A 14,908-nucleotide genomic window follows, 5' to 3' on the forward strand; every position below is an offset into this window, starting at 1 on the left:
GCACCAATGACATGTGCGTGTAGCTACCCGAGCTAGCTATACCCAATAGATACGAGAACAGGTTTGTTTTCGCGTTTCGCTTTTTCAAATGCTTCTTCTCCCCAAGGGAACCAATTAACGGGGTTGTGAGCATGTTGAAGTAAATATGGCGACTTCTCAGCGATTAATCTATTGGGCTTATTGTTAGTGGGCATGGGATCACCTTCTTTCATCTAATAATTTTCTTTTTTTAACGTACCACAATTATTGAATTATATACTTTCATTAGTAATGTGACATTACATTCGTTTAATAAGATAATCATAAAAAAAGTTAGTCATCGATGTGGTTGGTCCACCATTCTGATAAATCTAGATAAATTGTAATTTGTTAATCTATATGCTTGTGTAACCACTGTTCAAATACCTTCAACTGTTCTTCAGTATGAAAGTAATGTTCACCTGCATCCAGGACTTCTAATTCACAACGGTGTTTTTTTGTAAAATAGTTAATAGTTTCAAATTCGCACAGTTCATCCTTGGCTCCATACATAATATATGTATCTGTATTCCATGTATTAATAGGATGTTCTTTTACATAGCATAAATAATCCCAATATAACTTTTGACCAATAGGTGTTTCTATAGTCATTTCTTTTTGCAAAAGCTCTGGTGTTACATTAAACCATTTCATCATATTTTCGATAATTCGTTCCATATTAACTACGGGTGATAAAAATAATGCCTTTTTTAACACATCATTTTGATACGCCAAAAGGCTAAAATAAGCTCCCATACTACATGCAAACACACTTACTTCTTTCCAGTGTTCTTTTGCGTAATTCATAATTATAGATAATTCACTAACACAAAGCTGTACCTTGCAAGGAGTATTATCATTTTTTCTTTCTCCATGCTCAGGTAAATCAAAGCTTAATACTTGATAACCTTTTTGATTGGCTTCTTCAGCTAATAATTGAATCACTGCATCTTCCTTATTTGACATATTTCCATGTACTGCAATAAAAATTTTTTCACTCTTTTCTCCCCATAAAACCGCGGGGATATTCCTAATTTTAAAGTTATCTTTAAGCATATTTCCTCCATAGAATAAGACATATAGGATTGGGTAAAAAATCACATACATTTTATATTCTTCTACGTAGTCTCAAACAAATCAAACTATTCCTAATTTGCCACAAATGAATTATATTATCTCTCTATATCTGTATAACATATTCTACTTTGTATTTAAAACCCTTCTTTTGTCCACTTCTTCAGAAGCTTACAAGTTCTTATTTTGATTCCTTTGCTTCAATAAATAATTGATTTCGGAGTAGGCCATCCGCCGTAATATTAATTGTACCTTCAATAGAATTTTCAATCGGTACGATCCCCTTATCAGCCCGATTTTCACCCACAATTTCAAGAACGTTTATTATGGTGTCGCACATTTTCCATTCAGTACCCTTTGGAAAGTATTGAAATGAGGCTTCTTCTGAAAAACTCCGATTAGGCCTAAATAAGCAACTCTCATTTTTACACCTCTATACTTTTATACTATTTTACATAGTATATCGCATCTATAATTTTCAGACGAGGCACCAACAACACGTTATTGCACATATAAAAAAGAGAAGAAAATACTTAGGCAGCTTCTTCTGTCTTTTAACACCATATCAGTTCACCCTCATATGTAATATAATGTTGCTAAACCATATTGGTTGATTCCTTTAAGAGACGTGGCACCGAGGAGGAAATGAAAGATGGTTTATTTCGTAGTATTTTTTTGTTTTGCTATTACACTGCATAATATTGAGGAGGCTATTTGGTTACCTAAGTGGTCACAACAACCTTCAAAGTTTCAAAAGCCAGTAACCTCAAATGAATTTCATTTTGCTGTCATTGTTATAACTATGTTGGCTTATTTATCTGCATTTGGTTTTTTATATATGCCAGAATCAGATATTGCAAAATGGATTTTCATTGGCTTTCTAGGTTCTATGGTTATCAACGCTATTTTTCCACATCTTATCGCAACTGTTTTAATGAAAAAGTACGCACCTGGACTTCTTACGGGCTTATTGCTTAACATTCCAGTAAACTCATTAGTTATTTATCAAATGTTTGTAAAGAATTTGATTGTATGGAAGGAGTTAATAATATCTACGTTGGTTGTAGGAATTATTTTATTAGCACTTATTCCATTATTATTTAAAGTTGGTGATAAAGTATCTCCTTAATGAGTTTGAATTGATTAGAATTTAGGAAGATATTAAGGGACACAAATTAGAGGTCAAGATAAAATGCAATGAATCAAAAGAAAAAACAACAGTATTTAAATTAGAAGAGAAAAAGTTTTTGAATCTAGGTTTCTAAAAATTTGCAATAAAATTATTAAAAGGCAGCCGAAACTGGTTGCCTTTTGTGGTTATTTTAAGAGACATGACACCAATGACAAGTTGAATAGCCGATGCTGACCAGAACCGGCTTGTTTTCGCGTTTTGCTTTTTCGAAGGCTTCTTCTCCCCAAGGGAACCAGTCGACTGGGTTGTGGGCGTGTTGAAGTAAGTATGGTGATTTCTCAGCGATTAATCTATTGGGTTTATTGTTAGTGGGCATGGGATCACCTTCTTTCATCTTGTTTTATTCCTACTTACTGTACCACAATTATTTAATTGCATACCTTCATATATGGCAATCCAAACCTCTTAAATCCAATAGTGATGAAAACGCAGGGTGTAAAAGTGTTGATGAATGGTGAATAAAATAACATAAATTAAATAATTCTTCTTTGTTGAGTCAGTAATGGTTCAGATATATAGAAAGAGAATGCTCGATCACTCATGCAAAGATTAATACTTCTCTTTTTTATTTGTCATTCTTGATATAGATGGCGGCAGGGAAATAGATAGTCCTATGCTAAGGACGACAGTTATGAAAAGAGTTCCGCCAAAACTTAAGAATTCTTAAGAACTTTTGCCCCTCTTTCTTCAGGTTTTGAATTTAAAGTAAGATTATAAATTTAAAACAAATGGAGAGATTAGAGATGAAACGTCTGTTGTTCTTATTTCAATATATAGGTAATCCCAGCACTGTTGGTTCCATCCTTCCCAGCTCAAGGTTTCTTGGAGATAGAATGATGGAAGGAATTGATTTTAAGAAAGCCAAATACATTATCGAATATGGACCAGGTACAGGTGTATTCACAAAAAAACTGCTTGAAAAACGAAATCCAGAGACGATTATTTTATTAGTCGAACAAAATAAAGAATTTTATTCATTGCTGAAAGAAAAATTTAAAAATGAGAGGAATTTATTCATTGTATACGGATCTGCCGAAAATATCATCGAGCATGTAAGGGAGTATGGTATACCTTATATAGACTATGTTATTTCCGGTCTTCCATTTGCAAGCTTGCCAAAAAGTGTTTCAAACAAAATTTTATTAGAAACCTCCAAGATTTTAAAAAAAGATGGGGAATTCATTACTTTCCAATACACTATGTATAAAAAGACATTTATTGAACAGTTTTTTACCAAAATAGATGTAAAAAGAGAACTTAGAAATGTGCCTCCGGCTTATGTCTTCAGCTGTTCGATGCCGCAAAATGATAAGGAGGAGTTATATGAAGTCTAACATTCTTATTGTTGACGATGACAAAGATATTAGAAATCTTATTTCTGTTTATTTAGAAAATGAAGGTCTGCACACGCAAAAGGCTAAAGATGCAATCGAAGCTTTAAAACTGTTGGAACAAAAAGAGTTTGATCTCATGATCTTGGATATTATGATGCCCAGCATGGATGGAATTAAAGCATGTATGAAGATTAGGCAAGAACGAAATCTGCCCATCATCATGCTTTCTGCAAAATCGGAAGATATGGATAAAATTCAAGGGCTTGCTGCCGGTGCCGATGATTATTTATCGAAACCGTTTAACCCATTAGAGTTAATCGCAAGGGTCAAATCCCAATTAAGGAGGTATAAAAAATACAATACGGATACTAATAGCACGAAGAACATCATTGAAATCGGTGACCTGATCGTCAATACAGATACACGGCAAGTATGGGTGCGGGGGCAGGAAGTGCGGCTGACGCCAAAAGAGTTCGATATACTTGAACTTCTTTGCATGAACAAAGGTATGGTTCTAAGTGTTGAGAAAATATATGAAGCAGTATGGAAGGAAGACTTTTTTAAATCGGACAACACTGTCATGGTACACATTACAAAAATCAGGGATAAGATAGAAGAGGATTCCAAACATCCCATTTACATAAAAACTGTTTGGGGAACAGGATATAAAATATGAGGAAGTTTGGAAATAAGCTAATTGTAAAGCTTCTTGGTACGATTGCAATTAGTTTTCTTATTTCATTAGGTATGATGACACTCATTATATTATCTAACGTATATCTACAAAAAATGAATTATCTGAAAGAATTTAGCCTCCTGAGTAGCTATTTTATGATATTGCTTCAATTCTCGGTAGCTATTCTTACTTTTATTGTAGTTTTTTTTATTATGGCACGGAAAAAAATATTATATTTGAGGCTTATTACTGAGAGTGTTCATCATATTGCCAATGGAAAACTTGGCTTGACCATTAGGATTGAAAGTAGGGATGAATTGACCCAGCTTGCACAAAACATTAATGATATGTCCAAAGAGTTAGAAAAAAAATTTGAACACGAAAGACAATTAGAAAGATCGAAAAGTGAACTGATCTCAAATGTATCTCATGATTTAAGAACACCATTAACATCAATTATCGGGTATTTGGATTTATTAAAAAAAGGCCAATATGACAGTAAAGCTCAATTTCAGGAATATCTCGAAACAATTGATTCAAAATCGCAAAGGCTGAAATACCTGATTGATGAACTGTTTGAGTATACACATTTATCGAGCCCGGACGTTAAGTTAACCTGTAAAGAAGCTGATTTGTCGGGTTTATTGGAACAGATAATCGGGGAATACATCCCTATTTTTGAAAAGGAACAGTTAAGTGTTCAAAAATCAATTACAGAAGACAATATTCCTGTGTTAATGGATATCGATAAGTTGGTTCGTGTTTATGATAATCTCTTTATGAATGCGATAAAATACAGCAAGAAACCATCTAAATTATTTATTAGCCTTGAGATCATTGGTGACAAAGCAATCTTGAAAGTTTCTAATAAAGTTGAGGATTTCCCGGTTGACAATATAAACAAATTGTTTGAACGGTTTTTCAGGGGCGATAAGGCAAGAACAGATCAACAAGGAAGCGGCCTAGGGCTTGCGATCTCAAAAAGAATTGTTGAGCTTCATAATGGTAATATCCTTGCTGAATATAGAGAAGGCTGGATGAGCTTCATTGTCGAACATCCAATGCATAGATAAAAGCTTATGGAGGAAAATTTCCATAAGCTTTTATCTTGAAAATAAAACTTAAGAATCCTTAAGTATTTTGCGGAGTGTTTCTTCATTTTTATTGCTTATCATTTATGTATGGAAAGCGAGGAGAGTGAAGAAATTGAAAAATAAATTTCTTATTTTAGCTTTATGGCTTTTAGCTATTTATATCCTAAAGGAATATCATTTCCTCTCACTCGAAATGAGTGATTTACAGGAATTTATATCAACGAATACAAAATATGCGATGATGCTGTTTATTGCCCTGTGGATCATTAGGCTTCTCTTTTTTATTCCAGGAGTAACTCTCATGTTTTTAGGGGGCATATGCTTTGATCCAATTGTTAGTTTTATATTATCGATGGTTGGCATTTTTTTGAGCGAGACCTTGGTTTATCTTTTCTCTAGAATATTTTCAAGCGGAAAAATGATGAAGGATTTGGAGCATAAACATCCAGAACTAAAAAAATTATTGGAGGCTTACAATTATAAGTTTTTGGCATTGGGGATGATTTGTCCGATAGCCCCAACAGATGTCGTGTGTTTTTTATCAGCTGCCGTTGGGTTAAAGTATAGTGTCTACATCTTAACTGTCGTTATTACGAATATCCCTCTATTGATTTTTTCTAGCTTTATTGTCATTAACTTTAGCGAGTCTTTAGTGGGAACTGTCTTGGTTATCGTATCATTTGTTTTGATTTCTGTTGTAACCATTAAAATGTGGAACAGTCTTAAGCAGAAGCAAAGTGCATAGATACTAGATATAGTTGCTTAGCTTAATATTAAATTGAATCTATCTTTAGAGAACTCAACCATAGATACCAGATGATTTTGGTATCTTTTTTTGTTTTTCCTATAGAAATACATAACCCTTTAGAAATGACTTGTAACCAATGGGAAATTGAACGTGGAGAATTTTATTTTAAAGTATCAGAAGTATATTACTATATGAAACAAACTTATTTTTCACTGAGTTATGCAAAGAGAGCTATAAAGATATACAAGAAATTTGACATTCACGATGAAAGAATACTTCATTGCAGGTTTATAGTAGCTTGAAATTTAATTGATACTTTAAATTACAATAGTGCAATTAAGGAATTGAAAAAAGGATTACAGGATGCTTTTAAAATCGGAAAAAAATATCTCATTGCAACATTTCATATGAATTTAGGGATTGTTTATAGGAGTGTTGGTCAATATGATTTGTCGATTCAAAATCTCATGAAGGCATTGCAAGTTTTTCAAGAGGAAAAGCATATTTTTAAGTCAAAAACGTTATTTAATTTGTTTCATGTATTAGCCCAGAAAGGGGAAATGAATAAAGCGCTTCTATATTTTGAACAAGGAAGTGCCATTGTTCTGCGTAACAATGATTATGAATACCAAGCCAAATTCAAATTGCTAAAGGGACTTTATTTTCCGATGAAGATGTTTCTTTAATTAATGAGGCCTTAGATTACTTTCAATCGAAGAAATTGTTTGCTGATATTGAAGAATATGCTCATGAGGTTGCAGAGTTTTATTATGAAAAAGGAAATTCTTCGCTCTCTAACGAATATTATCGTAAGGTAATAGCAGCCAGAAAAGAAATTCGAAAAGGGGAGATTATTCATGAAGAAAAAAATGATTGCCTTATCAATGACGATTTTAATGGGGATGACAGTACTAGGCTTATCCTTTAATTCAGATACTTTTGGTCAAGCTAAATCTGAAAACGTAATTAGTATTGCATCAGATCGGCTTGGAAGCTAAAGTAACCCACTCGTTTTTCGTGAGTGGGCTTTTTTTATTTGGATAGAGTCTAGAAAATGGACGTTTGTCTTTTTGTTAAATCAATACAAGAGGAAAAATCGTTATCTATTGTTCGAAAATATCTAATTCAGCTAATAAATTTTTTAAATTTATAGAATCCCAGGGTAAAAACTCTGCAATTGTGAATCCGACAACATCATTTTCTTTAAAAACACCTTTTAATATATTCAATGAATCTTTAAAAGTCATCTTTCCAGATTCTGAAGGAAATTCTGTCACACCAGGCTCTGAGAAATATAAAGATCTAAAGAAATTTGGATCTAATACGTCTAAATCAAAATGAACAGCTATTTTAGTAAAACCATTCTTTTTAATCCACTTTTGTATATCTTCAGATTTTAAATTGTTTTTATCTTGAACTGTATAATTTAGATTTAATTCCTTTAATAATTTCACTTCTAAATCAAGTGGTTTTTGCAATCCAACATATAAAAATTGATCTGAATCAAAAGGATGTTCAACGCCTTTTGATAGCTCTGGATCTCCTGCTCCTAATAAATTCCCCAAAACCATAGCATGTTCATGATGAAATTCTTTTGGGGTTGAAACATCAGGATGAGAATCTATCCAAATGATTCCTAGTTCTTTTCCATATTTACCATGAAGATAATCAAAAGGTGCTTGAGATACTAAGCAATTCCCACCAAAAGTAATAATTTTATCTGGCAATTCTTTTTTCAAAACTTCCGCTGCCATACTCACATTTCGTTTAACGGTAGATTGAGCAACCACACCATTTTCCTTTTCTAATTCTTCATTTTTCGGTTCCTCAATATTTAATTTTATCTCTTTTTGGTTGGCATTTTTAGGAGCTAACCATGACAGTAATTCTGCACCAAAATAATATTCTCGCTTATTTCCACCTTGCCAATCAGGGGCTATTAACCTTATTGTTCTACTCATAAACACCAAACCTCCATTATTAAATTAATCCATTTAATTCAAACTTTATCAATTAACTATATTTGTATCAATAAATTGGTCTTGTTAGATACATTAAAACTTTTAAAAAGGATTTAGCATGTTAATGACAAATTGGAATTTTTATGGAAGTGCCACTATATTGAGATTTCACATACATGGTTAATCCCTGTTTCCATCCTGCTCCTTGCCTAAATTTTCAATTGTGAGTGTTTGTGCTGTATGACATGTGTAGGCAGATTAAAGAAAGATGCGAGTTGATTGATTGTTAAGTTTTGTATTTCGAATAAATGTTCTTTTAATAATTTGTCCGGAAGTAACAATTCAGAAGCGAATATATTTGCTTGGTGTTCTAACTTATCTTTTAAGACAACGGAGCAATTAGCCATTTTAAAAGTATTTAAATTTTTGTGGAGGAAAATGTCCAAGTTCGTGGGCAACAATGAATGTTTGGTGCGTTAGGTTTTCATTTGTATGGATTATATAACGTTTTTCTTCTTTAAGATGTTGAAGTAAACCTTCGGCTTGTCCTAAATTGTTCTTGGTTATGATTATATTTAGTTGTTCGCAAATTTCATAAACATCATTAGTTCCATAACTCAACAAGATTGACTGTACTTTATGTTTTATGTTCTTGCTCGTATAAATTGGTATCACTCTTTCCTTTTTTTCTGTTTATAAAAGGATTGCCAGTGATGTGGCGTCAAGTCGCAAAAGTATTGCTCATGTCTGAAATCCAGTCACTATTTTTTAAAATAGATAGAGGTTAGTGACACGGTTTTTATCTTCGGATAATTTCCATAAACAGGGAATAGGTCCTATTGTGTTTGTTAACTATAACTGTTTAAATATAAACCGAACGGTCTGTTTTTAAAAAGGGGGATGATAAATGTGAGGGAAAAACATGTTTTAATTATTGGTGGTGGAATTGCTGGAGTAGCAATGGGGATTTTTTTGAAAAAACAAGGGATTAGTTCATCCGTTTATGAAAGTTATCCAATTAAAAAAGATGCTGGTGCTGCTTTTGGAATCTCTCCAAATGGAATGGATGTGTTAGAAGCACTCGGTTTAAAACAAGAAGTGTTAAGAAATAGTTGGAGCATTAAAAATGTTGAAATGCACAATATGTATGGGACTGTCATGTCAACTATTAATCTAGTTGATGAAGACAATAATTATTACCCCATGCAATACATGACTAGGTCAAATTTAATGAGCATATTGTTAGAAAAAGCGCAAGATGAGGGAGTTTGCATTCATTACGGAAAAAAACTAATAAATTTGCATCAGGATGAAACCTTGGTTACAGCTTTTTTTGAGGATGGAACGCAAGAGACAGGAACTGAACTAATTGGAGCTGATGGTATTCATTCAAAGACAAGGCAAAATATATTTAACCAATGTTCAATGGTTTATGCGGGCTACTCAATTATTCAAGGAATTGTTTCTTCGAAGGATTTATGCGGTAAGGATAATGAAGGGTTTATAGGTTATGCAAAAGGAAACAATAGTATGATGATAGCAAGATGTCATTCTGGAGATATAGAGAACTATCATTGGTTGTGTTTTGTTTTTTCAGATCGAAAAATTTCTTCAAAGGAGCTAGAACAAAAGACGTCCGAAGAACTGAGGATAGAGTTGCTAAAATTATTTAAAGATTGGAGCGATCCTATCCCGAGTATGATTGAAAATTCAAGTCAAATACATGCAAGAAGCCGATTTGAATTTAAGTCATTAGAAAATTGGTCAGAGAATAGAGTTGTGTTAATTGGTGACGCTTTACATGGTATTTCTCCTATTACAGGTCAGGGCGTGTCCCTTGCACTTGAAGATGCAATGTATTTATCGAAATTAATGTCCGAACATGATTATAAGGATGCTTATTATTATTTTGAATTCGATCGAAAACCTAGAGTTCAAAAAATCAAGAAAATGGCTGAGATAGAGAACGAATCGATGTTCTTTGACTTTGACCTATATAAAAACCCAACTAATGTGGCTGAAGGTACAGTAAGCACTATATTAGATAGTAAAGAAACAGTGAACAAGTGACTTAATAAATAAAAGAAGATACCACATTCGGTATCTTCTTTATCTTACTGTTATAATATGATTTTTCTTGAATTTAAATTTATTTTTAGAAATCATTTTTTTGAAAAGTAAAGGACAAAGAATACTCGCTGCTAATCCCGTACATTCGAAGAAAATATTATTTTTGTATTTAAAAATCCAATATCCTGTTGAGCCAATAATAATTTCAAAAAATAAGAATTCTTTTAACTGTTTTTTTGATAAAGATATGATTATAACTTTTGACGGTTTTATTTTAATCATAATAATCATCTCCTTATAGAGCAAATGTATTCAATAAATTTTATATTAGACACATAGTTTTATGAGGAATAAATTCAGAAATCACACTTGGTATTTATTTAAACGGAATAGAGGTCCATTAACGATTTACGGTCTATTACTATTTCTGTATTCATGATTCTGTTTAGACGAGCTAATAGTCGGTCTATTCTTTATTTTTTTCAGGGTCATGAGTATTATGTTTTTAGCATCAAATGGATTTAACCCTGTTTCCTTTGCTATTATTACTCCGTTAATTGCTATGGGAATCCATATTCAAGCAGTTATGTTAGTGACAGGAATTGTTTGTCTAATAGCAGGCTCATTATATATTTCAATTCTAGATCTTATCAGAAATTTTAAAGGGCTTTGTAAAATGAACGTGTTTTGATTTAAATATGGTAAAATGACAGAAAAAGGACTTAGTAAAGACGTGTCTATAATGAAAGGATAGGGAGTATGACAAGTAACTCACCTGGAAAAGGAAAAAGAAAAAGTGAAAAGACAAAAAAAGAATTGATAAACGTTGCCCGCGACTTATTCGCAAAAAAAGGTTATTCAGAAACGTCTATTAGAGACATTCTAACTGCAGCCAACATTAGTAAAGGGAATCTTTATCATCATTTTAAAGGGAAAGAGTTTTTATTTCTTCACATTATGGAAGAAGACACTCAAGAGTGGAATAATCTTTGGACAGAAAAAAAGGGGCAATATAAAAACGCGATTGAAAAACTGTACGGTTTAGCAGAATTTATGATTGATATTAATATTAATTACTCTTTATTAAATGCAACTGAGGAATTTTTCACTAGTGCTTTTTCATCTGAAGAAGTAGTGGAAAGATTAACTAAATTAGACGACCAATACTATGAGATTATGGAAGATATTTTAAGAGAAGGCATCAACGATGGAAGTTGGGTTATTAATAACATACAAATCACTTCAAAAATTCTTTCTGGATTATTTTACAGTATAGATACTTTATATCGTAATGATTCCATTCAACAAAAAAAAGAGCTACTAAAAGAGGCTACGAGGATTTTTATTAAAGGCATTAAGTAGAATATTATTGGTGTTAGGTAATTATTGTAATTGTAAAATAACTTGACTCTAGAGCTTTATAATTTTAAATCTCCTCATTTAGTTTAAAATAAACCGTGCGGTCTGTTTATAATCTTTTTGATAACTGACAGATTATGAAGAGGTTAAGGAAAAAGAGACAAAGTTAGAGGAGTAGACACAATGTGTTTGCTCCTCTATTTTTTTTGTTTGTAAATGTTTGATTATGTTTATTCAACTTTAATCTATCCATTCTATATTTAATGATGGCGGTTTATTGCTACTTTTAGGATAATGCCATATTACCTTACTTATAAATGATGTAAGTCCTTCATTTATTTTCGTATCATCTAGCTGTTTCCAATTGTTAAGAAAGTGATCTAGTCGCTCAACGAGTAATTCTTTTGCCTTTATTTCATCTTCTTGAGTTATATTTTCTGTTTCCTCTAATTCTAATTGAAGTTTATCTAATTTTCGTGAACGTATCTTTTTTCTTTCCTTAAATTCTTTTAAATCAATTAAGTCTTCCTCTAATTGTATCTGAAGCATTTTCAGCGCTTTTTGAACTATCCTTATTCGTTCTTCAATCATTTGTATTTTGATAGCTTTGGAATCAAAAGGTTTGCCTACTTCTTTTAAATTTTGGAGTTCAGCAATTATTTCTTCCCGCCTAATTTTTATTCTATTTATTATAAGATCCATCATAGTATTGTAATTTAAACCTCTGTTATAGCATTTGTTGCCTAACGGGTCTTTTCTATTGCAAGGTTTAAGTTCCTTTTTTTGTCTTCGATTCTTTCTAATGGTCACTGAGTGAGTTCTTCCACATATTGCGCATTTAATTAAATTTGACAAACCGTGTCTTCGTTGTCTTGCTTTTGGGGCAAGATTCTGTCTAAGGTCCAACTTGTCATTGGCTTGGTTCCACGTTTCTTCATCAATAATGCAGAGTTTATTGCATCCTTAACTATGATCCATTGTTCTTTCGGTCTCATCTTTCCTTGATGAACATTTCTTCCTTTTAAACGATTAGATACTATCCATCCTTTATAAATTTCAGATCGTATCATTCTCTGAACGCTTACATCACTGAATATGTTTCCTTTTTTAGTTCTAAATCCTAGCTGGTTTAAGTTTATAGCGATATTATCTACACCAATACCATCTATAACCATCTGAAAAGCAATTTAACACCTTTTGCTTGTTGTTTATCAATTTCCACTCTTTTTTCTAATGGATTATAAATATAACCAAATGGCGGAGTTCCGTTTGACCACCTACCTAACTTGGCACTATCTTTTTTCCCCTTCCTTAGCTCGCCTTTATATTTTCATACTCCCAATTGTTTACGAACCCAGTGAATTTCAATGCTTGCCAATCTTCTTGAATCTCTAAGTCATATACTCGTTCGCTATCGGTAACAAAGAGGACATCTTCTTGTCTTAATAAACTCATAAATTTAGGTGTCTCGGCATCGTCTCTAGTAACACGTGCAAGATTTACAGATAAAACAGCATCAAAAAGATTCTCTTTGATTTCGCAGATCATTTTTTGATATTCAGGTCGATTTTCATCCATTGAACTGCCAACTTCTTGAAATAATTTGGTCTCCCAGTTATATTTTTTTGCAATATCTAACAAGCGTTTTCTGTGTTTTGCTAAGGTTTCTTCGCCTTCATTATTACGTGATTTTCTGAGGTATATGGCGACTCGTTTTATTTTGTCTTTTAGTTCCATATAATACCACCTTTCGTATATAATATAATGTTATTATATTTTTAGGTGGCTATTTTTACGAACGTGGCATCAATGACATGTCGAATAGCCGACACTGACCAGAACCGGCTTGTTTTCGCGTTTTGCTTTTTCGAAGGCTTCTTCTCCCCAGGGGTGCCAGTCTACGGGGTTATGGGCATGTTGAAGTAAATAAGGAGACTTCTCAGCGATTAATCTATTGGGTTTACTTTTATTTGGCATGGGATCACCTTCTTTCTAAATGTTTTTTAAAGTATTCTCTTTCCTCTATTTAATATACCAGATAGTTAAGACCCGTCATCATTTGTCTGTGAGGTATTCCATAATGAAAATCAAGGGCTATAAACCCTTGATAGATTCATTATTTCACCTTTGAACTATAAAGATGGGTCTTCAATCGTAATGCTTTAACACGATTGCTGAATTATGTCCTCCGAAACCAAAAGAATTTGATAGCCCATATTTCAATGGAAGGTGTCTCGCTTCTGATACAACATCTAAGTCGCAATCTGGATCTTGATTCTCTACATTAATAGTTGGCGGAATAATTCCTCGTCTCAAACTTTCCACTAAAGCAATTGCTTCTACTCCGCCAGCAGCACCAAGCATGTGCCCAGTCATTGACTTGTTTGCAGTTGTTGGAAGTTTACATGAATGTTCACCAAATAATTTCTTAATAGCTAGAACTTCTGAACGATCACCTACTTGTGTACTTGTTGCATGAGCACTAATAACATCAATTTCACCTGTTGATATATTTGCACTTCTCAATGCTTTTTTCATGGCTAAGTAGGCACCCTTACCTTCTGGGTGTGATGCTACCATATGATGAGCATCTGAACTAGCTCCGTACCCCACTACTTCACATAATATCGGCGCATCTCGAAGAATAGCGTTTTCTAATGATTCTAATACTAAGATACCTGCGCCTTCACTCATAACAAAGCCATCTCTATCTGTATCGAACGGACGGCTGGCTCGATTTGGATTTTGGTTTCTTGTAGATAGTGCATGGGCGTTTCCAAAACTAGCCAAAGATATCTGTGTGATTGCAGCTTCTGCTCCACCGGCAAATATAATATCTGCTTCATCATTTCGGATAGCATTGAAAGCTTCACCAATAGAGGTATTCCCGATTGAACAGGCTGTGACTGGTGATAATGATGGTCCTTGTGCTCCTAATCTTATGCTTATCTGGGCCGCAGCTGCATTTGATATCATCATTGGTACAAGGCTAGGGCTTACTCTCGCGGGACCTCGTTTATTTAATACATCCACATTATCAACAAGCGATTGTATGCCACCGATTCCTGAACCAACATATACCCCTAAACGTTCAAGATCAACCTTATCTAACTGTAATTGTGAATGTTCTAATGCTTGTTCGGCTGCTGCTAAGGCAAACTGACTAAAACGATCTAATCGTTTTGCTTCTTTTCTCCCCAATATTTCATCTGCATCGAAATCACGAACGATTCCGGCTATCTTTGTTTTATAATCAGCAGTATCAAAAGAATCAATTAGAGATATTCCCGAGTGTCCTTTAACTAGTTGATTCCAAAAGCTGTTTACATCATTTCCTAGTGGAGAAATAACTCCCATTCCAGTAATGACAACTCTTTTCATG

General features: G+C 33.2%; 17 protein-coding genes and 4 pseudogenes. 9 read left to right on the forward strand and 12 right to left on the reverse strand.

Translation table 11 applies throughout. The features are described 5' to 3' along the window. Positions 1–32: 32 nt before the first annotated feature. The 3 genes and pseudogenes from ACQVGS_RS00140 to ACQVGS_RS00150 form a co-directional block, all read right to left on the reverse strand. A complete protein-coding gene (locus tag ACQVGS_RS00140; protein ID WP_077199439.1) occupies positions 33–194 on the reverse strand; it encodes a DUF255 domain-containing protein in 162 nt (53 codons plus the stop codon). A 175-nt stretch (positions 195–369) separates the two neighbouring features. Further along, on the reverse strand, positions 370–1,074 hold the full coding sequence (locus ACQVGS_RS00145; RefSeq protein WP_268384881.1) for an alpha/beta hydrolase: 705 nt from the start codon (positions 1,072–1,074) through the stop codon (positions 370–372). Between the two features lie 199 nt (positions 1,075–1,273). Then, positions 1,274–1,435, reverse strand: a pseudogene (locus ACQVGS_RS00150) (prephenate dehydratase domain-containing protein); the annotation flags it as partial. Positions 1,436–1,744: 309 nt separating this feature from the next. On the opposite strand from ACQVGS_RS00150, the gene ACQVGS_RS00155 reads away from it, so the two are divergent. Further along, positions 1,745–2,221: an HXXEE domain-containing protein gene (locus ACQVGS_RS00155; RefSeq protein WP_061571965.1), complete on the forward strand. Its 477-nt coding sequence runs from the start codon at positions 1,745–1,747 to the stop codon at positions 2,219–2,221. Between the two features lie 199 nt (positions 2,222–2,420). Here the strand turns inward: ACQVGS_RS00155 and ACQVGS_RS00160 are convergent. Next, positions 2,421–2,600, reverse strand: a pseudogene (locus tag ACQVGS_RS00160) (DUF255 domain-containing protein); the annotation flags it as partial. 427 nt (positions 2,601–3,027) lie between these two features. Here ACQVGS_RS00160 and ACQVGS_RS00165 point away from each other — a divergent pair. The 6 genes from ACQVGS_RS00165 to ACQVGS_RS00190 all read left to right on the forward strand — a co-directional run bounded on the left by ACQVGS_RS00165 (position 3,028) and on the right by ACQVGS_RS00190 (position 7,134). After that, complete coding sequence (locus ACQVGS_RS00165) at positions 3,028–3,618, forward strand: class I SAM-dependent methyltransferase (protein WP_106019916.1); 591 nt, start codon at positions 3,028–3,030, stop codon at positions 3,616–3,618. Then, positions 3,608–4,294 carry a response regulator transcription factor gene (locus tag ACQVGS_RS00170; RefSeq protein ID WP_106019915.1) on the forward strand — a complete coding sequence of 229 codons (687 nt, stop codon included), beginning with the start codon at positions 3,608–3,610 and terminating at the stop codon, positions 4,292–4,294. Before ACQVGS_RS00165 ends, ACQVGS_RS00170 begins: the two co-directional genes overlap by 11 nt. Continuing rightward, positions 4,291–5,367, forward strand: a complete 1,077-nt coding sequence (locus ACQVGS_RS00175) for a sensor histidine kinase (RefSeq protein WP_106019914.1) — start codon at positions 4,291–4,293, stop codon at positions 5,365–5,367. The genes ACQVGS_RS00170 and ACQVGS_RS00175 overlap by 4 nt, the downstream gene beginning before the upstream one ends. Before the next feature lie 124 nt (positions 5,368–5,491). Next, the gene (locus tag ACQVGS_RS00180; protein WP_368208075.1) at positions 5,492–6,133 is read left to right on the forward strand and encodes a TVP38/TMEM64 family protein; all 642 of its coding nucleotides are present in this window, start codon (positions 5,492–5,494) and stop codon (positions 6,131–6,133) included. A 347-nt stretch (positions 6,134–6,480) separates the two neighbouring features. Next, complete coding sequence (locus ACQVGS_RS00185; RefSeq protein ID WP_223257228.1) at positions 6,481–6,822, forward strand: tetratricopeptide repeat protein; 342 nt, start codon at positions 6,481–6,483, stop codon at positions 6,820–6,822. A 171-nt stretch (positions 6,823–6,993) separates the two neighbouring features. Then, entirely contained in the window at positions 6,994–7,134 is a 141-nt protein-coding gene (locus tag ACQVGS_RS00190; RefSeq protein WP_223255253.1) for a hypothetical protein, read from the forward strand. A 105-nt stretch (positions 7,135–7,239) separates the two neighbouring features. On the opposite strand, the gene ACQVGS_RS00195 is transcribed toward ACQVGS_RS00190, so the two are convergent. Continuing rightward, positions 7,240–8,097, reverse strand: a complete 858-nt coding sequence (locus ACQVGS_RS00195; protein ID WP_254517976.1) for an arginase family protein — start codon at positions 8,095–8,097, stop codon at positions 7,240–7,242. Positions 8,098–8,306: 209 nt separating this feature from the next. Next, positions 8,307–8,772 (reverse strand): annotated as a pseudogene (locus ACQVGS_RS00200) (ImmA/IrrE family metallo-endopeptidase). Between the two features lie 234 nt (positions 8,773–9,006). On the opposite strand from ACQVGS_RS00200, the gene ACQVGS_RS00205 reads away from it, so the two are divergent. Next, on the forward strand, positions 9,007–10,167 hold the full coding sequence (locus ACQVGS_RS00205) for an FAD-dependent oxidoreductase (protein ID WP_188323424.1): 1,161 nt from the start codon (positions 9,007–9,009) through the stop codon (positions 10,165–10,167). Between the two features lie 39 nt (positions 10,168–10,206). Here ACQVGS_RS00205 and ACQVGS_RS00210 read toward each other — a convergent pair whose 3' ends face one another. Then, entirely contained in the window at positions 10,207–10,449 is a 243-nt protein-coding gene (locus ACQVGS_RS00210; protein ID WP_106019910.1) for a hypothetical protein, read from the reverse strand. Positions 10,450–10,926: 477 nt separating this feature from the next. Here ACQVGS_RS00210 and ACQVGS_RS00215 point away from each other — a divergent pair, with 477 nt between their 5' ends. Further along, positions 10,927–11,529: a TetR/AcrR family transcriptional regulator gene (locus ACQVGS_RS00215; protein ID WP_106019909.1), complete on the forward strand. Its 603-nt coding sequence runs from the start codon at positions 10,927–10,929 to the stop codon at positions 11,527–11,529. A 237-nt stretch (positions 11,530–11,766) separates the two neighbouring features. Here the strand turns inward: ACQVGS_RS00215 and ACQVGS_RS00220 are convergent, their stop codons facing one another. The 5 genes and pseudogenes from ACQVGS_RS00220 to fabF all read right to left on the reverse strand — a co-directional run bounded on the left by ACQVGS_RS00220 (position 11,767) and on the right by fabF (position 14,907). Next, on the reverse strand, positions 11,767–12,336 hold the full coding sequence (locus tag ACQVGS_RS00220) for a hypothetical protein (RefSeq protein WP_223203898.1): 570 nt from the start codon (positions 12,334–12,336) through the stop codon (positions 11,767–11,769). A gap of 32 nt (positions 12,337–12,368) precedes the next feature. Beyond that, on the reverse strand, positions 12,369–12,701 hold the full coding sequence (locus ACQVGS_RS00225; RefSeq protein ID WP_223257227.1) for a recombinase family protein: 333 nt from the start codon (positions 12,699–12,701) through the stop codon (positions 12,369–12,371). A 136-nt stretch (positions 12,702–12,837) separates the two neighbouring features. Next, positions 12,838–13,263: a recombinase family protein gene (locus ACQVGS_RS00230; RefSeq protein ID WP_223203896.1), complete on the reverse strand. Its 426-nt coding sequence runs from the start codon at positions 13,261–13,263 to the stop codon at positions 12,838–12,840. A 72-nt stretch (positions 13,264–13,335) separates the two neighbouring features. Then, a pseudogene (locus ACQVGS_RS00235) lies at positions 13,336–13,503 on the reverse strand (DUF255 domain-containing protein); the annotation flags it as partial. Positions 13,504–13,674: 171 nt separating this feature from the next. Next, positions 13,675–14,907: a beta-ketoacyl-ACP synthase II gene (gene fabF / locus ACQVGS_RS00240; RefSeq protein WP_127696216.1), complete on the reverse strand. Its 1,233-nt coding sequence runs from the start codon at positions 14,905–14,907 to the stop codon at positions 13,675–13,677. Position 14,908 lies beyond the last annotated feature (1 nt).

This window comes from Bacillus sp. SD127 (genome assembly GCF_058566445.1).